The 24,626-nt window shown below is 71.0% G+C and carries 20 protein-coding genes and 1 tRNA gene; 16 read left to right on the top strand and 5 right to left on the bottom strand.

Features of this window, described 5'->3' with window-relative positions:
* The first annotated feature begins 15 nt into the window (after positions 1 to 15).
* A complete protein-coding gene (locus QCN29_RS05665; RefSeq protein WP_279926583.1) occupies positions 16 to 1,404 on the top strand; it encodes a tyrosine-type recombinase/integrase in 1,389 nt (462 codons plus the stop codon).
* Positions 1,405 to 1,547: 143 nt separating this feature from the next.
* On the opposite strand, the gene QCN29_RS05660 is transcribed toward QCN29_RS05665, so the two are convergent.
* Positions 1,548 to 1,632, bottom strand: a tRNA-Ser gene (locus QCN29_RS05660).
* Between the two features lie 73 nt (positions 1,633 to 1,705).
* The gene (locus QCN29_RS05655; protein ID WP_398859122.1) at positions 1,706 to 3,268 is read right to left on the bottom strand and encodes a S1C family serine protease; all 1,563 of its coding nucleotides are present in this window, start codon (positions 3,266 to 3,268) and stop codon (positions 1,706 to 1,708) included.
* 216 nt (positions 3,269 to 3,484) lie between these two features.
* Here QCN29_RS05655 and QCN29_RS05650 point away from each other — a divergent pair, with 216 nt between their 5' ends.
* From QCN29_RS05650 to QCN29_RS05640, 3 genes are all read left to right on the top strand, one after another.
* Positions 3,485 to 4,294, top strand: coding sequence for a glycerophosphodiester phosphodiesterase (locus tag QCN29_RS05650; RefSeq protein ID WP_279926581.1), 810 nt, complete (start codon positions 3,485 to 3,487; stop codon positions 4,292 to 4,294).
* Between the two features lie 53 nt (positions 4,295 to 4,347).
* Positions 4,348 to 5,049, top strand: coding sequence for an ATP-binding protein (locus QCN29_RS05645; protein WP_279926580.1), 702 nt, complete (start codon positions 4,348 to 4,350; stop codon positions 5,047 to 5,049).
* Positions 5,050 to 5,160: 111 nt separating this feature from the next.
* A complete protein-coding gene (locus tag QCN29_RS05640; protein WP_279926579.1) occupies positions 5,161 to 6,153 on the top strand; it encodes a DUF5926 family protein in 993 nt (330 codons plus the stop codon).
* A 313-nt stretch (positions 6,154 to 6,466) separates the two neighbouring features.
* Here QCN29_RS05640 and QCN29_RS36820 read toward each other — a convergent pair whose 3' ends face one another.
* On the bottom strand, positions 6,467 to 6,775 hold the full coding sequence (locus QCN29_RS36820) for a hypothetical protein (RefSeq protein WP_318036694.1): 309 nt from the start codon (positions 6,773 to 6,775) through the stop codon (positions 6,467 to 6,469).
* Between the two features lie 560 nt (positions 6,776 to 7,335).
* Entirely contained in the window at positions 7,336 to 8,010 is a 675-nt protein-coding gene (locus QCN29_RS05630; RefSeq protein ID WP_279926577.1) for a bifunctional DNA primase/polymerase, read from the bottom strand.
* A gap of 523 nt (positions 8,011 to 8,533) precedes the next feature.
* Between QCN29_RS05630 and QCN29_RS05625 the strand changes: the two genes are divergently transcribed.
* The 3 genes from QCN29_RS05625 (at position 8,534) to QCN29_RS05615 (ending at position 13,808) form a co-directional block, all read left to right on the top strand.
* Entirely contained in the window at positions 8,534 to 10,237 is a 1,704-nt protein-coding gene (locus QCN29_RS05625) for a PP2C family protein-serine/threonine phosphatase (protein ID WP_279926576.1), read from the top strand.
* Positions 10,238 to 10,327: 90 nt separating this feature from the next.
* On the top strand, positions 10,328 to 11,815 hold the full coding sequence (locus QCN29_RS05620) for an aminopeptidase P family protein (protein ID WP_279926575.1): 1,488 nt from the start codon (positions 10,328 to 10,330) through the stop codon (positions 11,813 to 11,815).
* 580 nt (positions 11,816 to 12,395) lie between these two features.
* Positions 12,396 to 13,808 (top strand): DUF2252 domain-containing protein, encoded by a 1,413-nt coding sequence (locus QCN29_RS05615; RefSeq protein ID WP_279926574.1) that lies wholly within the window; start codon positions 12,396 to 12,398, stop codon positions 13,806 to 13,808.
* Between the two features lie 29 nt (positions 13,809 to 13,837).
* Here the strand turns inward: QCN29_RS05615 and QCN29_RS05610 are convergent, their stop codons facing one another.
* On the bottom strand, positions 13,838 to 14,299 hold the full coding sequence (locus tag QCN29_RS05610) for an ATP-binding protein (RefSeq protein WP_240136914.1): 462 nt from the start codon (positions 14,297 to 14,299) through the stop codon (positions 13,838 to 13,840).
* Between the two features lie 190 nt (positions 14,300 to 14,489).
* Between QCN29_RS05610 and QCN29_RS05605 the strand changes: the two genes are divergently transcribed.
* The 9 genes from QCN29_RS05605 to QCN29_RS05565 all read left to right on the top strand — a co-directional run bounded on the left by QCN29_RS05605 (position 14,490) and on the right by QCN29_RS05565 (position 24,588).
* A complete protein-coding gene (locus QCN29_RS05605) occupies positions 14,490 to 15,341 on the top strand; it encodes a hypothetical protein (RefSeq protein WP_279926573.1) in 852 nt (283 codons plus the stop codon).
* A 109-nt stretch (positions 15,342 to 15,450) separates the two neighbouring features.
* On the top strand, positions 15,451 to 16,257 hold the full coding sequence (locus tag QCN29_RS05600) for a YcnI family copper-binding membrane protein (protein ID WP_279926572.1): 807 nt from the start codon (positions 15,451 to 15,453) through the stop codon (positions 16,255 to 16,257).
* Positions 16,258 to 16,289: 32 nt separating this feature from the next.
* Positions 16,290 to 16,952 carry an SCO family protein gene (locus QCN29_RS05595; RefSeq protein WP_279926571.1) on the top strand — a complete coding sequence of 221 codons (663 nt, stop codon included), beginning with the start codon at positions 16,290 to 16,292 and terminating at the stop codon, positions 16,950 to 16,952.
* A gap of 143 nt (positions 16,953 to 17,095) precedes the next feature.
* A complete protein-coding gene (locus QCN29_RS05590) occupies positions 17,096 to 17,518 on the top strand; it encodes a copper chaperone PCu(A)C (protein ID WP_279926694.1) in 423 nt (140 codons plus the stop codon).
* Between the two features lie 15 nt (positions 17,519 to 17,533).
* Positions 17,534 to 19,564: a copper resistance CopC/CopD family protein gene (locus tag QCN29_RS05585; RefSeq protein ID WP_279926570.1), complete on the top strand. Its 2,031-nt coding sequence runs from the start codon at positions 17,534 to 17,536 to the stop codon at positions 19,562 to 19,564.
* Between the two features lie 3 nt (positions 19,565 to 19,567).
* Positions 19,568 to 20,869, top strand: a complete 1,302-nt coding sequence (gene efeB / locus QCN29_RS05580; RefSeq protein WP_279926569.1) for an iron uptake transporter deferrochelatase/peroxidase subunit — start codon at positions 19,568 to 19,570, stop codon at positions 20,867 to 20,869.
* A 142-nt stretch (positions 20,870 to 21,011) separates the two neighbouring features.
* Positions 21,012 to 21,947, top strand: coding sequence for a prephenate dehydratase (gene pheA / locus QCN29_RS05575; protein ID WP_279926568.1), 936 nt, complete (start codon positions 21,012 to 21,014; stop codon positions 21,945 to 21,947).
* Positions 21,948 to 22,507: 560 nt separating this feature from the next.
* The gene (gene serS / locus QCN29_RS05570; RefSeq protein ID WP_240136921.1) at positions 22,508 to 23,785 is read left to right on the top strand and encodes a serine--tRNA ligase; all 1,278 of its coding nucleotides are present in this window, start codon (positions 22,508 to 22,510) and stop codon (positions 23,783 to 23,785) included.
* The gene (locus QCN29_RS05565; protein WP_279926567.1) at positions 23,782 to 24,588 is read left to right on the top strand and encodes an HAD family hydrolase; all 807 of its coding nucleotides are present in this window, start codon (positions 23,782 to 23,784) and stop codon (positions 24,586 to 24,588) included. The genes serS and QCN29_RS05565 overlap by 4 nt, the downstream gene beginning before the upstream one ends.
* Positions 24,589 to 24,626 lie beyond the last annotated feature (38 nt).

Genomic DNA, 24,626 nt, shown 5'->3' with positions numbered 1-24,626 from the left:
TCGGCATGGGGAGACATGCTCACGTACGACGTAGACATCTGGTCCATTCGGCAACGCAAGGGCCGCCCGAAGCCGTTCGAGCTCCGGTGGCGCGTCGGCACGCGCCCGCACTCAAGGAGCTTCAAGCTCAAAACACAGGCAGACGGACGGCGTTCGGAACTCATGGCGGCGCTCCGCGACCGCCAGCAGTTCGACGAGGTCTCCGGTCTGCCCGCGAGCGAGTTGGAAGCGCTCAACACGCCTACCTGGTACGAGCACGCCAAGGCGTACGCGGTCATGAAGTGGCCCAAGGCCGCCGCCAAGCACCGAGCGAGCATCGCGGAAGCGCTCGCCACGGTGACGCCGGCGTTTGTGGCGACGACGCGGGGTGCACCGGAGCCGGAGGTGCTGCGCATCGCCCTGTACTCCTGGGCGTTCCGCGCGGTCCAGGCCGACGACGGCACGTTCGTCTCCCGCGCCGACGTGGACGAGCCGCCGGCAGAAGTGCAGTCGGCTCTCACCTGGTTGGCGAAGCACTCGTTCAAGGTCACCGACGCGGCCAAGTCGGACCGGATGCGAGCCGCCCTGGACGCTCTTTCCCGAAGACTCGATGGGAAGCCCGCCGCCGACAACACCGTTAGCCGCAAGCGGATGGTCCTCAGCAACGCCATGCGCTACGCGATCGAGAAGGACATCCTTTCGGTCCACCCGCTCGCCCGTGTCGACTGGGAGCCGCCGACCAAGGACGACGAGGTCGATTTCCGGTACGTCCCCAACCCCAAGCAAGCCGCCGCACTCATCGCGGCCGTGCGCGACCAGGGAACCAGGGGCGCGCACCTGGCCCCGTTCTTCGGCTGTCTCTACTACGCGGCCATGCGGCCGTCTGAGATCGCGGCCCTGACCGAAGCGGACTGCAAGCTGCCTGAGACCGGGTGGGGTGAGCTGATCCTCGCCGGAAGCCGCCCGGAGGTCGGCTCCGGGTGGACCGACGACGGCGCATCGTTCGAGCAGCGCGGGTTGAAGCGCAGGGCGCGAAAGGCGACCAGGCCCGTGCCGATCCCGCCCGTTCTCACGGCGATGCTCCGCGACCACCTCAAGGCGTACGGCACTGCCGAGGACGGACGGCTGTTCCGCGCGGCCCGCGGCGGCCGGGTGCGGTCCACCGAGTACTGCGAGATCTGGGACACGGCGCGCGGCGAGGCCCTGACCGAGGCGGAGGCAGCGTCGCCGCTCGCCGACGTCCCGTACTCGCTCAGGCACGCCGGCGTCTCCCTGTGGATCAACTCCGGCGTGGACCCGGTCGAAGTCGCCCGGCGGGCGGGGCACAGCCTCACCGTGCTGTTCCGCTTCTACGCGAAGATCCTGCGCGGTCAGCAGACACTCGCCAATGACCTCATCGACAAGGGGCTGAGCGGCGACGAGTGACCCGAATCTTGGCCCACAGATGGCCCACACGCCCTGATCAGAGGTGGGATACGGGCGGCGCAGGGTGAGACAAGGTGAACGCAGAGGGCGCGGCTCCGAATCGGAGCCGCGCCCTCTGACCTGCTACTTCTCTGACCTGCAAGCGGTGGGTGTGGGATTTGAACCCACGGTGACTCGCGCCACGACGGTTTTCAAGACCGTTCCCTTAGGCCGCTCGGGCAACCCACCCTCGCCCCGTCCGGCCTGCGGTGGGGCGGCCTACAGCCTACCGGCCTCGGGTGGGTGGTGAGGGTGGGGTTGGTCAGCTGTCGCCCTTGCGTTCGCCCAGGGTGAGGGTGACCTTGCGTTCCTTGCCGTCGCGTTCGTAGGTCAGGGTGACCTGGTCGCCCGGCTGGTGGGTCCAGATCTCGCTGATCAAGGTGGGGCCGCTGTCGACCGGCTTGCCGTCGAACCCGGTGATGACATCGCCCGCTTTGAGGCCGGCCTTGGCGGCAGGGCCGTCGGGGGAGACGGCCGGGGTGCCGTCGGCGCCGCGGTCGGCGATGCGGGCGCCGGTGTCGCGGCCGGTCATGTCGACTGTCGCGCCGATGACCGCGTACACCGGCTCGCCCGTCTTGATCAGTTGCCGGGCGACGGTCTGCGCCTGGTTTATCGGGATGGCGAAGCCGAGGCCGATCGAGCCCGCCTGGGACTGGCCGAAGCCGTTTCCGGAGGACTGGATGGCGGAGTTGATCCCGATCACCGCGCCGCGCGCGTCCAGGAGAGGGCCTCCGGAGTTGCCGGGGTTGATGGAGGCGTCCGTCTGCAGGGCGCTCATGTAGGAGTTGCGGCCGCCGGTCCCGTCGCCCGAGGCGACCGGGCGGTTCTTGGCGCTGATGATGCCGGTCGTCACCGTGTTGGACAGGCCGAAGGGCGCGCCGATCGCGATGGTCGAGTCGCCGACCGCGACCTTGTCGGAGTTGCCGAGGGGCAGCGGTTTGAGTCCCGGCGGCGCGTTCTTGAGCTTCAGCACGGCTACGTCGTAGCCCTGGGCACGGCCGACGACCTCGGCGTCGTAGGTCTTGCCGTCGGAGAAGGTCGCCGAGAGGGCGCCGCCGTCCGCGGCGGAGGCCACGACGTGGTTGTTGGTGAGGATGTGGCCCTGCTTGTCGTAGACGAAGCCGGTGCCCGTGCCGCCTTCGCCCTGGCCGGAGAGGTCGTCGTCGCCGCCCGACTTGGCCTCGATGGTCACCACGCTGGGCAGCGCCTTGTTGGCCACTGCGGCGACCGTGCCGGGATCACGCCGGAGTTCGCGGGGGGAGTCGGCGGCCGAAACCGTCGTGGTGCCGGCGCTGTTGTCGTTGCGCTCCGCGGCCCAGTAGCCGATGCCTCCCCCGACGCCTCCCGCGACGAGCGCGGCGGCGAGCACCGCCGCGACCAGCCCGCCGGTCCTCCTGCGCGGAGGTGCGGGGGGAGGCGGAAGCGGCGCACCCCACGTGTGGTCGCCGCCGCCCCCGCCGCCATAGGAGGGGAGGGTGGTGGGCGGGGACGGCGGCCACGGCGGCGGCGTCTGACCGCCGTAGGCGGCGGGCGGCGTCTCGGACGCGGGGTCGGGGGCGTGTCCGGACTGGGGGGAGTGTCCGTGCGCTCCCGCCGCGGTCGCGGGCATGCCGCTGTCCGCTGCCGGCTCATCGAGGGCGGGCGCAGAACCGTAAGGAGCCGGGGCAGAGGCCGGAGGGGCAGAGGCCGGAGGGGGAGGCACCGGGGCTTCAGGAGTCGGCGCTTGAGGGGTCGGCGCCTCCTGCGCGGGTGCGGGACTGCCCTCGGGATCGGGCGCGGCGGCCGGGGCAGTGGGAACGTCTTTGCCCTCGTTCTCGGTGCTCACGCTGTCGTCTCCTCAGTCAGTCTTCACCGGCTTGTTCCGCTGGTCTCCGCTGTGCAGGTGTCTGCACCAGCCTGTCTCACAGCACGTCAGGCCACTGTAAGCAGGACCTGTGCGATTCCCTGGAGTCTTTATATCGGATATTTCAGACGTCGCCCCCGCCAGTGCGACATAGACCCTGCGCGTACCCGCCTCGGACCCCGATGACACCATGACGCGGTGACCCCAGCACGGCAGCATCGCATCCAGGTCGTCGCCCATCGAGGCGCGTCGGAAGACGCCCCGGAACACACCCTCGCCGCGTATATGAAGGCGATCGAGGACGGCGCGGACGCCCTCGAATGCGATGTGCGGCTCACCGCCGACGGCCATCTCGTGTGCGTTCACGACCGCCGCGTCAATCGCACCTCCAACGGCCGCGGCGCCGTCTCCGCCCTTGAGCTGGCGGATCTCGCCGCACTCGACTTCGGGAACTGGAAGGGCCGCGAGGATGCGACGGAGAGCCCTGACTGGAGAGATCCCTCCCTCACCTCCGTACTCACCCTGGAGCGGCTGCTGGAACTGGTCGCCGACTCGGGCCGCCGCATCGAACTGGCCATCGAGACCAAGCACCCGACGCGCTGGGCGGGCCAGGTGGAGCAGCGCCTGATCGAGCTGCTGGAGCGTTTCGGCCTCGCCTCGCCCGAGCGGGCCTCCGAATCCACCGTGCGGATCATGAGCTTCTCGGCACGGTCGCTGCACCGGGTCGCGACGGCCGCGCCGTGCATCCCCACGGTGTATCTGATGCAGTTCCTCAGCCTCCGGCTGCGGGACGGGCGACTGCCGGCCGGCGCACGGATCGCGGGCCCGGGCATCCGGCTCGTCCGGAACCATCCCGGTTTCGTCGAGCGCCTACATCAGGCAGGGCACCGTGTCCATGTATGGACGGTCGACGAACCGGAGGACGTGGAGCTGTGTGTACGGCTCGGCGTGGAGGCAATCATCACCAATCGCCCTAAACAGGTTCTGTCCCAGCTGGGCCGTGCATAACCTCCGTCACAGGGAGTGCACCGGCGCGCTCGTTCCGTGTTCGATCATGTCGAGTGCGTCACCAGCCGGGCGCTGGCCGGTTTCCGGTCCAGTCCATTGGGGCATTCACACCGTGGCGTGGGGCAAAGGAGGTCTCGGGGGTGGCGTTGGTGGTGGCACAGGAGGTGCCCACGTCGTCGAGCATGGCCGTACCCCATGGCCCTGCGGGCGTGGGTGAGGCACGACACCGGATGCGTGAGCAGCTGGGCCGCAGCGGGGTGTCCGAAGCGGTGGTCGACGACGCTGTTCTGATCCTTTCCGAACTGCTCAGCAATGCCTGCCGGCACGGCAGACCGCTGAAGCGCGAAGACATGGGAGACGGCGACGTCCGCGCAGCCTGGCGCGTCGACACGGCCGGGCGGCTGACGGTCGAGGTGACGGACGGCGGCGGCCCGACCCGTCCGGTTCCGGCCACGCCGTCGGTCACCGCGCGCGGCGGCAGGGGGTTGAACATCATCACGGCGCTCGCCGAGGAGTGGGGGGTGCGCGACGGCGCCACGGGCGAGGTCACGGTCTGGGCGGTCGTCGGCAACGCCTGTCGGCATGACGATTTCGCTACGCGCGTCACGGGTCCAAGGTCTGGTTCCATATCCGGTTCCGGCATCGGGTCCGGTTCCGGCATCGGGCACGGTTCCGGCATCGGGCACGGTTCCGGCATCGGGTACGGCGGGTACGGCGGTCTGGACTTCGCGGAGTCGTTCGACGACCTCGTCTAAGGAGCGTGGTGCGGCCCGCCGAGACGTGCCGTTCCCCCCTCGGCACGGCGGACGGCTAGGCTCGCGCCCGAGACAGCAGCAGCACCGCCGCAATCGGGAGAAAGCCACACCATGGCCAAGAAGCGACCCCAGACGAAGGCGACGAAGCCTCAGCGCAAGGACGGAGCCGGCGCCGCGGGCGCGAACGGGACCGTCCCCGTGGTCGGAGGTCGTGAGCCCTGCCCCTGCGGTTCCGGCCGCCGCTACAAGGCCTGTCACGGCCGGGCCGCCTCGCACGCCGCGACCGAGCTGGTGCAGCGGCCCTTCGAGGGGCTTCCCGGCGAGTGTGACTGGGTCGCGATGCGCGAGCTGGTTCCCGCCGCGACCGCCGAGTTGACGCTGAAGGACGGGCTCCCCGAGGGCGTCCCCTCCGTCACGCTCGCCACCGTGCTGCCCATGGCCTGGCCCGCGCTGCGCCGCGACGACGGCTCCGTGCTGCTCGGACTGCAGAACGACACCTCCTCCGGCGACCTCAGCCGCGACCTGGCGGACACGCTGCAGCGCGCGCTCACCGCGGAGCCCGGCAGCCCCGTCGCCGCACAGCGCGTCTCGGCCGACGGCCCCCGGCTGCAGGATCTGCTGGACACGAGCGCAGCATTCCAGCCGACCGTGCACTCCGGCTTCGAGTTCTGGATCCCGGACTCGGCGGAGAACGCCACCCCCGAGGTGGCGGCCTCCCTGGAGCGCGCCAACGCCGCCGCGATCCCTACGGTGAAGCTGTCCGACGTGGACGCCGCGTACTGGTGCGAGACCCCGGAGAAGAACCACCTCCGCTGGGTCATGGCGCACCCCGAGGAGCGGCTGCTGGACTCCCTGGCCCGGCTGCACGCCGCCGGCTCGTCCTCACTGGGCGAGGGCACCAGGCTCGTCGGCTCCTTCCGGGCGCACGGGCTGATGGTGCCGGTCTGGGACCTGCCCAGCGGGATGGGCGCCGACGAGTGCGAGAAGCCCGCGGCCGAGTTCGCCGAGCGGCTCGCCACCGCGCTGGCGAGCGACGCCCCGCTCACCGCCGAGGAGCGCCGGGCCCGCGGCGGGCTCACCAACCGCCAGGTGACCCTCAGCTGAGGAAGTCGAGGAAGCCGGGGAAGCCCCACAACCGTCCGGCTCGGCGCACTGCTGGCGGGCATCTGGTGACGCCAGTCACAACGCGTGGGCTGAGGGCGAGTAAATCTCTGTCCGAATACCAGAGATCGAATTTGCGAACCGGCGATCTCTTGTTACCGTTCTAGAAGCCCGGTCGCTGGTGCATCCCCCGTCGCCAGCGACCGGGCGCTTCCATGTCTACGGAATAGCCCATTCCGGCTCTTGACCGTACGGCCCGTTCAGTCCGCCGCCAGGCGCCGCCACGCCGTAGCCCTGTTCAATGCCGGCGGCCGTCTCAACGCCCTTCACGAGCAGCCGAGTTGCTTCCCGACCGCAGCAGCAGCGGCCCTTCCTCCGCCTGGTCCGCAGCGGCGAACTCGATCACCGCCGAATACTTCCGCGCGTCGCCTCTTGAGGGCTCTCTCGGAGTTTCGCAAACATCCGGCTCGTCGTCCGCCGCCACCGCGCAGTACGTCTGCACGGTGCGGTCCGCGGGACCCATCAGCGTGAGCACCGCCTTCAATTCCCTGCCCATGGCATTGCGGTAGTAGGTGCGCCCCCAGGTTTCACCGGCGTGGGTCAATACACAGGTCTGGGCTTCCACGCCACCGGGAGAGGCGACTTCCGGCCCACATTGCGACGAGCGGTCAGCGCCTCGGTCCCCATCCCCGCCCCCGTCCGCGCCATCGCCACCACCACCATCGCCGCCATCGGCACCATCACCGCCACCGTCGCCCAGGCGGGGCAGCAGCCCAGTCGCCGTCGACGGCCGGGCCGGGCTCCCCCGCTCTCCTCGGACCTTGGCATCGGCCTCAGGCCGTGCCGCCCGCACATCCCGGACCGCCTCTCCGGCCCGCACATCTCCGGCACGTGCATCCCCGGCCGGGCCCGCCGCTGCGGCCAGCGGCAGCAGGGCGGTGCACACCACGACTGCGGCCAGCCCGATCAGACGGAGGTTCATGGTGGGTCCACCTGCCGATGCCGCGGGAGTCGTTGACGGTGGGCCGAAGATAGCGAGGTGTTCAGGACGCGCGGAGGCCCGTGCGCCCGATTCCCGTACAACTCGGTCGAGCTCCTACCCGTACGGGTGACATGCCCGACCCCGGGCGCCGGGCGGCCCTGCGTGCGGCAGCCCAGGTCCGGGTGGCAGCCGAAGTCGGTCCGTCAGTAGGCGAGCTTGCTGTCCTCGCCCGCTTCCGGGGCGCCCACGCTCGCCTCCACGAGCGCGTCCACCACCGCCTCCACATCCGGCAGCCAGGGGGTCGCGGAGCCGGGCAGCGGCGCCCGTTCCCACCACACCTGGCCCATGCCCGTCTCCGAGGGGGGCAGCACCAGATGGCCGCCTTCACCGTGGAAGCGGAGCGAGCTCGGCACGCAGTCCTTGAGGTAGAGGAGTTCGCCGAGGCGCTCCAGGGTGTACGGGGCGACGAGCAGCGACCAGCGGGTGGGGGTGGCCACGACCGGTCCGAGCCGCATGCCCATACGGTCCAGTTCGGACAGGGCGGCCGCGCCAGCGGCCGCGGGCAGGCTCAGTGCACAGGGCGCACGCCCTCCCGTCGCGAGGATGATCGGCGCGTACGGCCTGTTGGTCCACCACCAGCGCACCAAGCGCTCGTCGGTCGTCGCGGCCAGTACGACGGGGTCGAAGGGGTGTGCGCCGGGAACGACGCAATCGGGGTCCGGGCAGGCGCAGCGTCGGCCCGGCCGGTCGCCGCGCCCCACACCGGGAAGCACGGGCCATTCCCACTCGACGGCGCAGACGAGCGCCGCATCAAGCTGAGCAGGCCCTCTCCTGCGCCGGAACCGGAGCCTGCGTCGCCTTCCGAGGATCTCGCGCATGAGCGCTCGTTCCTTTCCGTTGAACGCCGAGGTCCACTTCACACCATGTGAGCAGTCTTCTCTGTGCACACGAACGGCGGCAGGAAGATCGCCGCTCGTACTTCGAGGCCGAACCCGGCCGGTGTCCATTAAACGCATGGCGAGGGGTGGCGCACGCCTGGCGTTTCCCGCCTTGCCCGTCCCGCTGATCCCGCTGGTGCCGCTGATCCCGCTTGCCGCGCCATCGCCGACCCGTCACCGTCTGCTGCCGCCGCCGTCGACCCTGCCGCTGCGGCGGCTCCTGGCTGTTAGGACGCCGGCGCCCGTTTCCGGGTTCCGGGCGCGGCCCCAACTGCCTCTGCCCGTCACCGTTTACGTACCCGTCGGGCTCGGTGTGACGCTCGGCGCGTGCTCGGTGCGACGGCCGACCAGACATCAGCCGGATGTGCTCGGCACTGCCTCAGTCGACCGCAACGGGCCTCCATCCGCTGCTCTTTCCAGCCAAGTTTGGGGCCCCTCGGACACCAGCAATCCCACTGGGACAATGCTGGACATCCACTCACTTGTGCGTGTACATGTGGATGCATTGCTAGCAGCGCAGAATGACATGGGGGTTCGCGATGCTATTGAGCGAAACGCACCAGTCGGAAAGCCGGCTGCCATGAGCGCCCCTCACCTGCCGAAAGTGGCTGGATTCAATACAGAGGTTCCCACTCCCGCGCACACTGCGCCACCCCTGTCACCAACCGTTCCTTCCGCGCCCGCTCCGCCCGGAGCGGTGATCCAGGACCGGCTGGCCGGCTGGGTCTCCGATCTCACCACCCTCCACGAACTGACCGAACGCCTGGTCAGGACCGCCACGCTCGAAGCAGCCCTCCAGGAGCTGCTGCGCGCCGGAGCCGCGCTCGTCGGGGCGCGCCGCGGCATGGTCGTACTCCAACCCCCCGAGGGGGGCCCCGATCGCGCCGACTGCTTCGAAGGCGGCCGCGGCCCGTCCCTGACCAAGGGACTCGGTCTGACGCACGCCGAGCTGGGGCACTTCGAAACCGTGCCGCGCAGCGCCACCGCGCTCGGCTGCATCCTGGACGGCGGAAAGCCTCCGGACGGCGGACCGGCCTTCGGACACGCCGTCTCCAACGCCGATCTGCTCGCCGACGACTCCCTCGACCCGCGCCACCGCGAAGTGGCCGTACGGCTCGGTTACGCCGCCAGCTACACCCTCCCCCTCGCCGCCGAGGACGCGGGCACGCTCGGAGCCGCCGTCTGGCTCTACGACGAACCGGCCTCCCCCATGGAGCGCCAGCGCCATCTCGTGGGCCTGTACATGCGTTACGCCACGGAACACCTGGCCCGGCTGTTGGAGCTGGAGCACGCCCGCGCCACCGTTGCGACGGTCGCCGAGGAGTTGCTGCCCACCAGGCTGCCCCGGGTGCCGGGGGTCCAGCTCGCCGCACGACACCTCACCGGACCGCGCGGCGGCGGCGACTGGTACGACGCGCTGCCGCTGCCGGAGGGCGCCCTCGGGCTGGCGGTGGGCTCCGTCTCCGGATCCGGGCCCAGCGCGCTGGCCGCGATGGGGCGGCTGCGGGCCTCCCTGCGGGCCTATGCGGTGATGGAGGGCGAGGACCCGGTCGCCGTGCTGTCGGACCTGGAGCTGCTGTTGCGGCTGACCGAGCCGGCCAGGACCGCCACCGCGCTGTTCGGCTACGCCGAGCCCGCCGCCGGGAAGATGGTGCTGGCCGGGGCGGGCCACACCCCGCCGCTGATCATCGGCGAGCAGCGTGCCGAGTTCGTGGAGACGTCCCTCTCGGCTCCCCTGGGGATGCTCTCCTGCTGGGAGGCGCCGAGCGTGGAGCTGGCGCCCGCCCCGGGAGAGTCGGTGCTGCTGTACACGGACGGACTGCTGCGTCGTACCGGAGACCCCATGGACCGTGCGTTCGCGCGGCTGCATGCCGCGGCCGCTGGCGTGCCCAAGGCGGCGCGCAAGGACCCGGGGGCGATCGCCGACCATGTGCTGGCCGCGATGCTGCCGGATGCCGCGGCTCGGGTGCGACGGCCGGGCAGGGACGGCCCGGCCGGAGCCCCCGGGCCCGGCCGCGATGGCTACTGCGACGGACGCGGCCACGGCCGCGGCGGAAGCAGCCTCGGCGACGGTGGCGTAGACGCGAGAAGCGCCCAGTTCACCGGGGGCGCCGAAGGCGCTGCGGGCGCCGAGGACGTCGTTCTGCTCGCCGCCCGCTTTGCATGATCCCCCCTGTGTTTTCCACAGGGCCCCGGCAGTCTTCCGGTCGCACATACGATGGTGAGGTCACCCCACCCAGTGGCCCAGGAGGCAGACGTGGCCGAGGAGCTCACCCCGGAGACCCCGGAGATCCCCGAGACCCCGGAAGAGGACGAGCAGCCGATCAAGCAGCGCAAGAACGGCCTGTACCCGGGCGTTTCCGACGAGCTCACCGAGAACATGAAGACGGGCTGGGCGGACACGGAGCAGCACGATCTGCAGCCCGTCCCGCAGGCGTCGTACACGGCCGCGCGGCGTGCCGCGCTGTCGGCCAGGTTCCCGGGCGAGCGCCTGGTGATCCCCGCCGGCAATCTCAAGACGCGGTCCAATGACACGGAGTACAGCTTCCGCGCCGCCACCGAATACGCGTATCTGACCGGCGACCAGACCGAGGACGGCGTCCTGGTGCTGGAGCCGAAGGGCGCCGCGGGCGACGGGGGCCACCAGGCCACGATCTATCTGCTGCCCCGTTCCAACCGGGAGAACGGCGAGTTCTGGCTGTCCGGGCAGGGCGAGCTCTGGGTCGGCCGGCGGAAGTCGCTGGGCGAGGCCGAGCAGCTGCTGGGCATCCCCGCCGAGGACGTCCGAGAGCTGCCGGATCTGCTGCGCGGGCTGTCGGGTCCGGTGCGCGTGGTCCGCGGGCATGACGCGGGCATCGAGGCAGCGCTCACCGACAAGGTCACCGCGGAGCGGGACGAGGAGCTGCGGGTGTACCTCTCCGAGGCGCGGGCGGTGAAGGACGAGTTCGAGATCGCCGAGCTGCAGAAGGCGTGCGACTCCACCGCGCGGGGCTTCGAGGACGTCGTGAAGGTGCTCGACAAGGCGGAGGCGACCAGCGAGCGCTATATCGAGGGCACCTTCTTCCTGCGCGCCCGCGTCGAGGGCAATGACGTGGGCTACGGCTCGATCTGCGCGGCAGGGCCGCACGCCACCACTCTGCACTGGGTGCGCAACGACGGCCCGGTGCGCTCCGGCGAGCTGCTGCTGCTGGACGCGGGCGTGGAGACGACGGAGCTGTACACGGCCGATGTCACCCGCACCCTGCCGATCAACGGCCGGTACACCGAGCTTCAGCGCACGATCTATGACGCGGTGTACGAGGCGCAGGAGGCGGGCATCGCGGCGGTGCAGCCGGGGGCCAAGTTCCGCGACTTCCATGACGCGGCTCAGCGGGTGCTCGCCGAGAGGCTGGTCGAGTGGGGCCTGCTCGAGGGGCCCGTGGAGCGGGTGCTGGAGCTGGGGCTGCAGCGCCGCTGGACGCTGCACGGCACCGGCCACATGCTCGGCATGGACGTCCACGACTGCGCGGCAGCGCGCACCGAGGCGTATGTCGACGGGACGCTGGAGCCGGGCATGTGCCTGACCGTGGAGCCGGGCCTGTACTTCCAGGCCGACGATCTGACGGTGCCGGAGGAGTACCGCGGCATCGGCGTCCGCATCGAGGACGACATCCTGGTCACCGAGGACGGCAACCGGAATCTGTCGGCCGCGCTGCCGCGCCGGGCGGACGAGGTCGAGGCCTGGATGGCGTCGCTCACGGGCTGAGCCGCGGCGCGCCGTACCGGATGCCGGTGACGGGTGGCGCGTGGCAGGCGGCCGTCTCGCCGCTCACCACTCGCCACCTGTCGCTCCTCACCCCTCGCCCCACCCCTCATCCCCGGCTCCTGTGGTGGCCGTGACCCGATGCTCGACGGCGGCCTCTCATGCCTCCGTGCGCCCGGGTGCGGAGACCGCCCACAACGAGTGATCGCGGTCTACGACAGGAGCGTCGATGCCGGCGCCCGGCGGGCGCCGGGCCAGAATGCCCCCATGAGCGGCGCCGATGCCTGGACCGGGGTGGCGGTCGCCGCCGTCACCGGGGGGTACGCACTCGTCTCGCGGCGGCTCGCCTCGACCCCGGTGTCGGCGCCCATGGTCTTCGCCGGCCCGGACGCTCCCGGACATGACAAGTCCGCGCGGGACGGCGTCGGCCTGAGGTGGGCTCCGCTCCTCGTCGTACACCGGCCGTGGCGCAACATCCCGGGATTGCCCTGCCCCAGCCGTACATCACCCGGCCCGGGTGACCTCCTCGGCGCGCACAGCGGTGACCATGCGGGAACGGGGTGTCGGGAAAGGAGATCCGGCCATGGACACGGTGAACGACGGTCCGCTGTCTCCGTCCGAGCGTGCGGCACACGGCAAGCAGGCACGCGCCCGGCTGCGGCGGAGCGCCCATGCCGCCTTCGCGCCCGACGACGGACGGCCGGATCCCCTCGACATCATCGAGCGGCAGTCCGCCGCCCGTGTTCCCGAGCTCGTCCCGCTCCGCTACGGCCGGATGCTGGAGTCCCCGTTCCGCTTCTACCGGGGGGCCGCGGCCATCATGGCCTCCGATCTCGGCGCCGCGCCGCACAGCGGGCTCACCGTCCAGCTGTGCGGCGACGCCCACCTGCTGAACTTCCGGCTGCTCGCCTCCCCCGAACGCCATCTCGTCTTCGACATCAACGACTTCGACGAGACCCTGCCGGGCCCCTTCGAGTGGGACGTCAAGCGGCTCGCTGCGAGCCTGGTGATCGCCGGCCGGGCCAACGGGTTCCCGGCCGGCCGGTGCGGCGATGTCGTACGGGCGGGCGTGAGGGCGTATCGCGAGCGCATGCGGGCGTTCGCCGGGATGCGCACCCTCGACGTCTGGTACGCGAGGGACGACGCCGACCAGATGGAGGCGCTGCTGCCCGGGCGGCCAGGCAGGGACGACCGGCAGCGCGTCGCGAGGGCGACGGCCAAGGCCCGTACGCGGACGAGCCTGCAGGCCGCTGCGAAGCTGACCCGCGTGGTGGACGGCGCGCCCCGGATCGTCTCGGATCCCCCGCTGCTCACACCGCTCGACGAACTGCTGCCCGACGCAGAACGCGAGCAGCTGGAGCAGGCCCTGCACGCGGTGGTCGCGGGCTATGCGCGCACCCTGTCGACGGAGCGGCGGCACCTGCTGAGCCGCTTCCATGTGGTGGACCTGGCGCGCAAGGTGGTCGGCGTCGGCAGTGTCGGCACCCGCTGCTTCGTCATCCTGCTGCTGGGCCGCGATGGCGACGATCCACTGCTGCTGCAGGCCAAGGAGGCCGGGGAGTCGGTGCTCGCGCCCTACTGCGGAGCCAGTGTGTACGACAACCAGGGCCGGCGGGTGGTGGCCGGGCAGCGGCTGATGCAGGCGGCCAGTGACATCTTCCTCGGCTGGCAGCGCGTCACAGGGATCGACGGCCGTGAACGCGACTTCTATGTGAGGCAGCTGCGGGACTGGAAGGGCATCGCACAGCCGGAGACCATGGGACCCGGGACGCTGACCCGCTTCGGGCAGCTGTGCGGAGCCTCGCTGGCCCGGGCCCACGCCCGCTCGGGCGACCCGGTCGCGATCGCCGCCTACCTCGGCCGCGGCGACGCCTTCGACCGCGCCGTGGCGCAGTTCGCCCACGCCTACGCCGACCAGAACGAGCGCGACCACCGGGCCCTGGCGGAAGCGGTGGCCGCGGGCCGCGTCACGGCCGGAACCGAGCCGGCCACGTGACCTTGCGGGGTGTGTCCGGAGGACGAGCGCTACCCGGCCATCAGAGGCGCGTCCTCCCGCCATTTGAGGATCTTGTCAAAGCTGACGACCGCACCGCGTTCCGGGCCGTTGTGGAAGTGCACGTGATCGGCGAGTTGCTCGATCAGGCACAGCCCGCGCCCGCTCTCCGCGCCCTGAGTGGCCAGGGGCGTGGTGTAGCCGCAGGGGCCTCCGGGTCTGACCGGGAATCCGGGACCGGAGTCCGAGACCTCGATACGGCACATCTCGCCGTCCAGATAGGCGGTCACCCGGTACGCCCCCGAGGCCCCGCCGGGCTCCTGGCCGCCGCCGTGTTCCACGGCGTTCGCGCACGCTTCACTGAGCGCAACGGACAAATCGTAAGAAATATCTGGATCGACACCTGCGGTCTCCATGGTGCCGAGCAGCAGACGCCGGGCGAGCGGAACGCTCGCGGCTTCGCGCCGCAAATGCAGAGACCACCAGATGCTCATGCTCCAGCCTCCTGGCTGCGGCTCGACATACCGTTACTTATTGCCCCCAAAGCACTTCCTGTAAGCCCAGAGTTGACGCGATAGCGCTCGTTCGGCGGATGCGACTTCTCCGTACAGCGGTGTACAGCAAAGGGGACCTTCCGGACCTGCCGTACGGGCCGCCTCCTCTCAGTGCGATGATGGCCCGGCCATGTCGTCCACGTCCGTCGTACGCGCCGGAGCCGGTTTGCGGCTTCTGAGGGCCGCGGTGTTCACCGCGGTCTGCGTTGCGCTGTCCGCGACGGGACATGCGCTGGCAGCCTGCGCGGCCGTCCCCTGGTGGACGCTCCCCGTCGGCTTTCTCTTCCTGTTCGTGCTGGTCGCACCGTTTGCGGGGCGGGAGCGCTCGCTGCCGTCGATCGCCGCGGGGCTGGGCGCGGGACAACTCGCCCTGCACGCGCTGTTCGGGGCGGGGCAGCACCAGCAGCTGCGACTGGCGCCCGGCGCCGACGACGCCCTGATCAGGATGGCCGCCAAGCTGATGTGCGGCGCGGGCGCTTCGTCGATGTCCGCGGCGGACGCCCGCCGCATCATCACCACGGCGGGACTCGATCCGGCGACGGCGACCGCCGCCGCATCCTCGGCCAGCACGGCGCAGGCGGCGCACCCGACGCACACCCTGCCCGGAGGTGCACTCCCCTCGGTCACCGAGGCCGCCGCCTCCCCCGAGCTGCTGCCCTCGCTGCCCATGCTGCTCGGGCATCTGCTCGCGGCGCTGGCCACCGGCTGGCTGCTGCGCCGCGGCGACCTGGCGCTCTGCACGCTGGCCCGGCTGTCGGCCGGCCCCGCGCAGTCGGTGGCCCAGGAGGCCCGGCTGCGTTCGCTGCGCGCCGCGCTCGCCCTCGTACGGGCGCTGCGCACAGGGCTGAGGGGTGCGCCCGCGGCCCGGACGCCCTGCCGCCCCCGGCCGGCGGACGAGCCGCCCGTCCCGGCAGCGGACGAGGCACTCCAGCACACGGTGATCAGGCGCGGGCCTCCGGCAGAGCTCGCACTCGCAGCCTGACGCGGCCCACCCTCCGGGAGCACCGGGAGTGGAGTCGCCGTGCCGGCCCTGCCCTCGTGCGCCCGGCACCTCTCACACACCTCTCCCTCACTCTGGAGTGACCTCCGCCATGAGCACCGCCCCCATCCCGCGCCGCACCGCGGCCACGCTGTCCCGTCTCGCCGTCGCCACCGGCGTCGCCGCCTCGTCCGTGCTGCTGCTCTCGGGCACGGCCTTCGCGCACGTCACCGTCCAGCCGCAGGGCGAGGCGGCCAAGGGCGGCTACGCGACGGTCAACTTCAAGGTCCCCAACGAGCGGGACAACGCCTCCACCGTCAAGCTCGAGGTGAGCTTCCCCGCCGACCACCCGCTGGCCTCCGCGATGCCGCAGCCGGTGCCGGGCTGGAAGGCCGAGGTGACCAAGTCCAAGCTGGACAAGCCGCTCGAAGTGCACGGCAAGCAGATCACCGAGGCGGTCACCAAGATCACCTGGACGGCGACCGACTCCAAGATCGCTCCCGGTGAGTTCCAGCAGTTCCCGGTCTCGATGGGCAGACTGCCCGAGAACGCCGAGCAGCTGGTGTTCAAGGCCCTCCAGACGTACGACAACAAGGAGATCGTGCGCTGGATCGAGGAACCGGCCGAGGGCGGCGAGCAGCCCGATTCCCCCGCACCGGTCCTGAAGCTGTCCGCGGCGGCCGACGACCACCACGGCGCCGGCAGCGCCTCGTCGGGCGACGCCGCGAAGGGCGAGGCGAACCACGGGGAAGCGAAGGGCGGAGACGCAAAGGACGGGGAGACGAAGGACGGGGAGACGAAGTCCTCGGCCGCCGCCGACGCCGGCGACACCACCGCCCGCGCCCTCGGCATCGCCGGCATCCTCGTCGGGGCCGCCGGTCTGGCCTTCGGCGTGCTGACCCGCCGCCGCGCCTCCTGACACACCGAACCCGACATCTGGGATATTTCTCAATGCGCACGAAGACTGTGCTCGCGGCCGCGCTCGTCGCGGCCGCCGGGCTCACCCTCTCCGCCTGCGGAACCGACGGCAAGAACGATTCCGCGGACCGCACCGTCGCCGAGGTCTCCGCCCAGCCGAAGACCAAGGCGGCCACGGTGCTCGACCAGCCGTTCACCAAGCCCGACCTGGTCCTCACGGACACCAAGGGCGAGCAGTACGACCTGCGCGAGCGGACCAAGGGCAAGCCGACGCTGATCTACTTCGGCTATACGCACTGCCCCGACGTCTGCCCGCTGACGATGAGCAACATCGCCATCGCCATGAAGCAGCTCCCCCAGGCCGACCGCGACAAGCTCCAGGTCGTGTTCGTCACCACCGACCCCGAGCGGGACACCCCCGCCGAGCTCGCCAAGTGGCTCCCGAGCGCCGGCGATCCGTCCTTCACCGGGCTCACCGGCGACTTCTCGACCATCCAGGCCGCGGCCCGCTCGATCGGCATCGGCATCGACCCGCCGAAGAAGAACAAGGACGGCACGGTCGAGTCCATGCACGGCGCCCAGGTCATCGCCTTCTCGCCGAAGACCGACCGGGGCTATGTGCTGTACGGCGAGGACACCACCGCCGACGAGTACGCCGAGGACCTGCCCAAGCTGATCCAGGGGGAGAAGCCGTGAGCCGCCGCCTCACCCGCACCGCGGGTCCGTCCCGCACAACCAGCACCCGCACAACCAGCACCCGTGCGATCAGCACCCGTGCGGCAAGCACCGCCCACCGCTCTCGTACGTCCCGCGCGGCGGCACTCGCCGCGGCCGCGTCCCTGGCCGCTGCGGCGGTCCTGACCGGCTGCTCGTCGACCGCGTCCGGGCCCGAGTTGAAGGTGAGCGGCGCGTTCATGCCGCAGCCCGTCAGCGATATGGCGGCCGGCTTCCTCACCGTGGAGAACACGGGGGACGCCGGGGACAGGCTGACCGCGGTCACCAGTGACATCTCCGACGACGTCACCATCCACGAGACCGTGGACCAGAAGATGCGGGAGGTGAAGTCCTTCGACATCCCGGCCGACGGCCATCTGGACCTCGAACGCGGCGGCAGCCACATCATGTTCATGAAGCTCAAGAAGCAGCCCCGGCAGGGCGAGAAGGTCGCCGTGGAGCTGCACTTCGAGAAGTCCGACCCGATCAAGGTCGCGCTGCCCGTCGAGGCGCCCAACCACAACCCGCAGCACGCGAAGAAGCACTGAGGGACCGGTCACGCCATGAAAGCCATCCCCGCCCCGGACTTCGGGATCGCCAGAGCCGCCTGCCGGCGGCCGGTCGCCGTGCTGACGCTGGCCGGCACGCTGCTGGCCGCGCTCTGCGCCGTACTGGCCGGTGCGGACCCGGCCGCGGCACACGCCGCTCTGACGGCGAGCGACCCGAAGGACGGGGCGGTGGTGGCCACCGCCCCCAAGCAGGTCACCCTCACCTTCTCCGAACAGATCGCGGTGGGCGAGAACGCCATCCGCGTCCTCGAACCCAGCGGCAAGCGCGCCGACACCGGCGAGATCCGCGAGATCGGGGAGAACGGGGCGATCGTCTACGGCGTCGGGCTGCACTCCGGACTGCCCGACGGCACCTACACCGTGGCCTGGCAGGCTGTCTCCGCGGACAGCCATCCGGTGTCGGGAGCGTTCACCTTCTCCATCGGAGCGCCCTCCGAGACCACGGTCGCGCTCCCCGAACAGACCGCGGGCGGTGGAGTCGTCGGGGCGCTGTACGGCATTGCCCGCTATGCATCGTATGCCGGTTTCATTCTGCTCGTGGGCGGCGCGGCATTCATTCTCGCCTGCTGGCCGCGCGGCGTCCGAGTGCGTCCGCTGCAACGCCTCGTCGTACACGGCTGGGTGACGCTCACCGCGGGCACCCTCGCCATGCTGCTGCTCCGCAGCCCCTACACCACCACCGGTTCGCTCGGGGACGCCTTCGATCTCACCGGCCTCGGGCTGGTCCTGGAGACGAAGACCGGGGCGGCCCTGGTCTCGCGGCTGCTGCTGCTGGGCGCGGCCGCGCTCTTCGTCGCCGTGCTGTTCGGCACGTACGCGCGCGGCGACGACACCGGCACCAGTACCAGCACCGACACCAGTACCGACACCAGCACCAGCACCAGCACCAGCACCGCGGACGCCGAGCGGAGCGAGGAGGGCAGGACCGGACGGAAGGACCTCGCCTTTGGCCTCGCCGTCGGCGGAACGGTCGTCGCCGCGGGCATCGCCGCCACCTGGGCACTGTCAGAGCACGCCTCCACCGGCATCCAGCCGGGCATCGCCATGCCCGTCGACGTGCTGCACCTGCTGGCCGTCGCCGCCTGGCTCGGCGGTCTCGCGGCACTGCTCACCGCGCTGTACCGCGGTCCGGCGATCGAGCGGACGGCGGTGCGGAAGTTCTCGTCGGTCGCGTTGGGCAGCGTCGTCGTCCTGGCCGTGACCGGGCTCTACCAGTCCTGGCGTCAGGTCGGCTCCTGGTCGGCCCTGACCGGGACCGCGTACGGACAACTGCTCGTACTGAAGGTGGGGCTGGTCGTCGTCCTGCTCGGCGTCGCCTGGATCTCACGACGGTGGACGGCGCAGCTCGCCGAGGTGCCGGCGGACGACACCCCCGCCCCCGGCAAGGCGGCGAAGTCCGACAGCGGGAAGCCGTCCAGGAAGAAGGCCGCCGCGAAGCCGGCGGGCGGCGACGTTGAGCGGGCCGGCCAACTGGCGCGGCAGCGGGCGGCGGTGGCCACGGCCCAGCGGAAGAAGGAGCGGGACGCCGACCCGCAGCGCTCCGGGCTGCGCCGCTCCGTGCTGACCGAGACCGGTGTCGCCGTCGTGCTGCTGGCCGTGACGACGGTGCTGACCTCCACGGAGCCCGGCCGCACGGAGGAGGAGGCGGGGGCCGGTCGGTCGGCGGCCGCGGCTCCGGCGGGCGGCCCTGCCGAGCTGAAGCTGCCGTTCGACACCGGCGGTGAGAACGGCAAGGGCACACTGCTGCTCACCCTCGACCCGGCCCGCTCCGGCGCCAATGAGCTGCACATATGGGCCAGCGCACCGGACGGGAAGCCGCTCGACGCCCCCGAGGTGAAGGCGTCCTTCACCCTCGAGGACAAGCAGATCGGCCCGCTGCCGGTCACCCCCGACCGGATCTCGGCAGGTCACTGGAGTGCGGCCGGAGTGCAGGTCCCGATGCCCGGCGACTGGCAGCTCAAGGTGACCGTGCGCACCTCCGACTTCGACCAGACGACGGTCAAGAAGAACGTGAAGATCGGCTGACGTATGACAACGCAGAAAGAGACCCGGAACGACCGCAACGACCGGAACGAGACGGCGGAGAACGGGCAGGGCCGCATCTCGCGGCGCCGGCTGCTCGGCACCGCCGGGGCCGCGGGCGCGACCGGGCTCGCCCTGGGCGCCGCCGGCGGGACCGCGGTCCACGCCGCGACGGCCTCTCCGGCCACGGCGCTGAACACGCTCGGCTCGACCGGCGTCCCCTTCCACGGCGAGCGCCAGCCGGGCATCACCACACCGCTCCAGGCCCGCGGCCATCTGATCGCCTTCGATCTCGCCCCGGGCGCCGGGCGCAAGGAAGCGGCCGCGCTGCTGCGACGCTGGTCGCGGCTGGCGGCCGAGGTGATGGCGGGCCGGCCCGCCGGGGACGGCGACACGGGCGTCGCCCTGGACGCCGGCCCGTCCTCGCTGACGGTCACCTTCGGCTTGGGCCGCACGTTCTTCGACCGTACGGACCTGACCGCCCGCCGGCCCGCGGCACTCGACCCGCTGCCCGCGTTCTCCTCCGACCGACTCGACCCCAAGCGCTCCGACGGGGATCTGTGGGTGCAGATCGGGGCCGACGACGGGCTGGTCGCCTTCCATGCGCTGCGCGCCGTCCAGCGGTCGGCGGGCGACACGGCGCGGGTGCGCTGGCAGATGAACGGCTTCAACCGCTCTCCCGGCGCCACCCGCTCCCCGATGACCTCCCGCAATCTGATGGGCCAGGTCGACGGAACCAACAATCCGAAGCCCTCCGACCCCGACTTCGACCGGCGGATCTTCGTCCCCGCGGAGGGCGAGGCCGCCCAGGGGGATGCGGCGTGGATGGCGGGCGGCTCGTACGCGGTCGTGCGCCGGATCCGGATGCTGCTGGACGACTGGGAGAAGCTCCCGCTCGACGGGCAGGAGGAGGTGATCGGCCGCCGCAAGTCCGACGGTGCACCGCTGACGGGCGGCTCGGAGACCACGCCGCTCGCCCTCGACAAGACCGGCCCGGACGGCAAGCTCGTCATCCCGGCCAATGCGCACGCCCGCATCTCGGCCCCGGAGGCGAACGGCGGCGCGGCGATGCTGCGGCGGCCCTTCTCCTTCCACGACGGGATCGGCCCGGACGGCACCGTGGACGCCGGGCTGCTGTTCGTCTGCTGGCAGGCGGACCCGCTGCGGGGCTTTGTGCCGGTGCAGCGCAAGCTCGACCGCGGCGACGCCCTGTCGGCGTTCATCCGACACGAGGCGAGCGGGCTGTTCGCCGTGCCCGGCGGTGCGCGGGAGGGCGAGTACGTCGGACAGCGGCTTCTGGAGTCGTGAACCTCGTCCGCGACCTGCCGGTGAAACCCGTCCGCGACCTGCGAGTGAACCCCGTCCGCGACCTGCGGCCCGGCAATTTGCGACCCTGCTATTAGGGTGACGGTGATGTCCGCGCCCACCAGCCGCCAGCAGGGATGACGCAATGTCCGCTACCCGCTACACCTATCTCGGCCCCGAGGGCACCTTCACCGAGGCCGCGCTGCGCACCCTCCCCGAGGCCGCCACCCGGGAACTGGTGCCGATGCTGTCGGTGCCCGCGGCGCTGGACGCCGTACGGAACGGGGAGGCCGCGGCCGCCCTCGTGCCGATCGAGAACTCCGTGGAGGGCGGGGTCACCGCGACCCTTGACGAGCTGGCCTCCGGGCAGCCGCTGATGATCTACCGCGAAGTGCTGCTGCCGATCGCGTTCGCGCTGCTCGTGCGGCCGGGGACGAAGCTGTCCGAGGTGAAGACGGTGACCGGGCACCCGGTGGCCCAGCCGCAGGTGCGCAACTGGCTGCGCGACCATCTGCCGGACGCACACTGGGAATCCGCAGCCTCGAACGCGGACGGGGCGCGGCTGGTGCAGGAGGGGCGCTACGACGCCGCCTTCGCGGGCGAGTTCGCCGCGGCCACCTACGGGCTCGAGCCGCTGGTCACCGACATCCACGACGCGGAGAACGCGGAGACGCGCTTCGTCCTGGTGGGCCGGCCTGCCAGACCCGCGGCTCCGACCGGAGCGGACAAGACGTCGGTGGTCATCTGGCTGGGCGACGACCACCCGGGCGCGCTGCTGGAGCTGCTCCAGGAGTTCGCGGTTCGCGGCGTCAACCTGATGCTGATCCAGTCCCGTCCCACGGGCGCGGGAATCGGGAACTACTGCTTCGCGGTCGACGCGGAGGGGCATCTCTCGGACCGGCGGGTGGCCGAGGCGCTGATGGGGCTGAAGCGGATCTGCCCGAAGGTGCGGTTCCTCGGGTCGTATCCGCGCGCCGGGGTCGCGCCGGAGGACGTGCAGCCGCTGCGGAGGGGGACGACGGACGAGGAGTTCCTCGCGGCGTCGGACTGGCTGGCACGGTGCCAGGACGGGCGGGCCTGAGAGGCGGTCGCCGCCCGGACCGCCGGTCGTACCTGCCGATTTTCACTGTCGAGCGCTGTCCACAGGACTTATCCACAGGTGGCCATCTCGATCTGGGGACAAGTCGACATCACCATCGGACCGCCATCCGACATCATCGACAAATCGCCTCTCTGACTTCAGACCGACCCACAGGGGACAGGATTCCCCGTGTCACCCCAATTCCTTCGATCAACTCTTTAGAGCGAGGAATTCCCACCCGAATGAGTGTGTGAAGTGAGCACAGAAGGGGAATCAATGGGCCTCGCACATGGGCAGCAGAACGATCTCCACCCCAGTCCACAGGCGCTTCACACACCCTGTGGATAACTTTCCGCAAGATCGCATTCCTGTGGACAAGTGCACCCGGACAGGAGAGTCGGACGCGGGGCGGCATACCCTGATCCGGCGACCGGCGGCGATTCCCTTGACCGCCGCATTGACGTTTTCGAAATTCGCTGCAATTCCGTCAATTCGGGCAAAACGACACGCATGTCAATATCGCGTGGGGTGGGCTCTGTCCGCACCGGTAGCCTGGTGGGGTGATTGACCTTCGCCTGCTCCGTGAGGACCCCGACCGTGTTCGCGCCTCCCAGCGCGCCCGTGGAGAGGACGTCGGCCTTGTCGACGCCCTGCTCTCCGCCGATGAGCGGCGCAGGTCGTCCGGCGTCCGCTTCGACGAGCTGCGCAGCGAGCAGAAGTCGCTGGGCAAGCTCATCCCCAAGGCGTCTCCCGAGGAGCGCGCCGAGCTGCTCAAGAGGGCCGAGCAGCTGAAGGCCGACGTCAAGGCAGCCGACGCCGCCCAGGGCGAAGCCGACGAGGAGACCAAGCGCCTGCTGCTCCAGCTGGGGAACCTGGTCCACCCGGAGGTGCCCGTCGGCGGCGAGGAGGACTTCGTCGTCCTGGAGACGCACGGCACGATCCGCGACTTCGGAGCAGAGGGCTTCGAGCCGAAGGACCACCTGGAGCTGGGCGAAGCTCTGGCCGCCATCGACGTCGAGCGCGGTGCGAAGGTGTCCGGATCGCGCTTCTACTACCTGACGGGCGTCGGCGCCCTGCTGGAACTGGCGCTGGTCAACGCCGCGATCGCACAGGCCACCGAGGCCGGGTTCACTCCGATGCTGACCCCGACGCTGGTGCGGCCGCGCGCGATGGAGGGCACCGGCTTCCTCGGCCAGGCCGCGGAGAACGTGTACCACCTGGAGAAGGACGACTACTACCTCGTCGGCACCTCCGAGGTCCCTCTCGCCGCGTACCACATGGACGAGATCGTCGACGCCGACAAACTGCCGCTGCGGTACGCGGGCTTCTCGCCCTGCTACCGCCGCGAGGCGGGGACATACGGCAAGGACACCCGCGGGATCTTCCGTGTACACCAGTTCGACAAGGTCGAGATGTTCTCGTATGTCGCGCCGGAGGACTCCGAAGCGGAGCACAAGCGGCTGCTGGAATGGGAGAAGCAGTGGCTGACCAGCCTTGAGCTGCCGTTCCAGGTGATCGACGTCGCCACCGGCGATCTGGGCGCCTCCGCCTCGCGCAAGTACGACTGCGAGGCATGGATCCCCACCCAGGGCAAGTACCGCGAGCTGACCTCCGCGTCGAACTGCAACGAGTTCCAGGCCCGGCGGCTGTCCGTGCGGATGCGCGACGGGAAGAAGGTGGCCCCCCTGGCCACGCTGAACGGCACGCTGTGCGCCGTGCCGCGCACCATCGTGGCGCTGCTGGAGAACCACCAGCTGGCCGACGGCTCGGTGCGGGTTCCCGAGGTGCTGCGGCCGTATCTGGGCGGTCGTGAGCTGCTGGAGCCGGTCGCCCGGTGAGCTTGCCGTACCGCCTGATCGCGACGGACCTCGACGGGACGCTGCTGCGCGCCGACGAGACCGTCTCGCAGCGCACACGCGACGCGCTCGCCGCCGTCACCGAGGCTGGCGCCGCACATATCGTCGTCACCGGCCGGTCGGTGCCGTGGACCAGGCATATCCTCGAGGACCTGGGATACGAGGGCCTCGCGGTCTGCGGCCAGGGCGCCCAGGTCTACCACGCGGGCGAACAACGACTGCTGACCTCGGTGACCCTCGACCGCCAGCTCGCCGGCCTCGCACTGTCCAAGATCGAGGCGGAGGTCGGCCCGCTGGCTCTGGCCGCCAGCCGCGACGGGCTGCACGGCGAAGTGCTGGTGGGCGCGGGCTACCGGGTCCAGGAGGGGCCGCTGCCCGTGGTGCCCTTCGACGACCCGTCGGAGCTGTGGTCCGCGCCGCTGAACAAGGTCTATATCCAGCACCCGGAACTCGACGACGACGCCCTGGCCGAGGCGGCCAGGGCCACAGTCGGCGCACTGGTGGACGTGGTCATGGCGGGCCCCGGGGTCGTGGAGATCCTGCCGCTCGGGCTCACAAAGGCGACCGGCCTCTCCCTGGCGGCCCGCCGCCTGGGGCTGCGGGCCGCGGACACGATCGCCTTCGGCGACATGCCGAACGACATCCCGATGTTCGGCTGGGCGGCGCACGGCGTGGCGATGGCCAACGCCCACGACGGACTGAAGGCCGTCGCCCACGAGATCACGGCCTCGAACGAACACGACGGCATCGCGGTGGTTTTGGAGCATCTGCTCCGCACCATCTGAACCGCTTGGCGCTCTCGTGAACCGCTTGGCGCTCTCGC

This window comes from Streptomyces chengmaiensis (assembly GCF_029846775.1).
Taxonomy (GTDB): Bacteria; Actinomycetota; Actinomycetes; order Streptomycetales; family Streptomycetaceae; genus Streptomyces; species Streptomyces chengmaiensis.
The sequence above is the reverse complement of the archived record's forward strand: the minus strand, read 5'-3'. Positions and strand labels throughout refer to the sequence as shown.

Excerpts from the sequence above, each read along its gene's own strand:
- QCN29_RS05665 (WP_279926583.1), top strand. The coding sequence starts at position 16 with ATGCTCACGTACGACGTAGACATCTGGTCCATTCGGCAACGCAAGGGC.
- QCN29_RS05640 (WP_279926579.1), top strand. The coding sequence starts at position 5,161 with ATGGCCAAGAAGCGACCCCAGACGAAGGCGACGAAGCCTCAGCGCAAG.
- QCN29_RS05630 (WP_279926577.1), bottom strand. The coding sequence starts at position 8,010 with ATGCGCGAGATCCTCGGAAGGCGACGCAGGCTCCGGTTCCGGCGCAGG.
- QCN29_RS05625 (WP_279926576.1), top strand. The coding sequence starts at position 8,534 with ATGCTGGACATCCACTCACTTGTGCGTGTACATGTGGATGCATTGCTA.
- QCN29_RS05615 (WP_279926574.1), top strand. The coding sequence starts at position 12,396 with ATGGACACGGTGAACGACGGTCCGCTGTCTCCGTCCGAGCGTGCGGCA.
- QCN29_RS05610 (WP_240136914.1), bottom strand. The coding sequence starts at position 14,299 with ATGAGCATCTGGTGGTCTCTGCATTTGCGGCGCGAAGCCGCGAGCGTT.
- QCN29_RS05605 (WP_279926573.1), top strand. The coding sequence starts at position 14,490 with ATGTCGTCCACGTCCGTCGTACGCGCCGGAGCCGGTTTGCGGCTTCTG.
- QCN29_RS05600 (WP_279926572.1), top strand. The coding sequence starts at position 15,451 with ATGAGCACCGCCCCCATCCCGCGCCGCACCGCGGCCACGCTGTCCCGT.
- QCN29_RS05595 (WP_279926571.1), top strand. The coding sequence starts at position 16,290 with ATGCGCACGAAGACTGTGCTCGCGGCCGCGCTCGTCGCGGCCGCCGGG.
- QCN29_RS05585 (WP_279926570.1), top strand. The coding sequence starts at position 17,534 with ATGAAAGCCATCCCCGCCCCGGACTTCGGGATCGCCAGAGCCGCCTGC.
- efeB (WP_279926569.1), top strand. The coding sequence starts at position 19,568 with ATGACAACGCAGAAAGAGACCCGGAACGACCGCAACGACCGGAACGAG.
- pheA (WP_279926568.1), top strand. The coding sequence starts at position 21,012 with ATGTCCGCTACCCGCTACACCTATCTCGGCCCCGAGGGCACCTTCACC.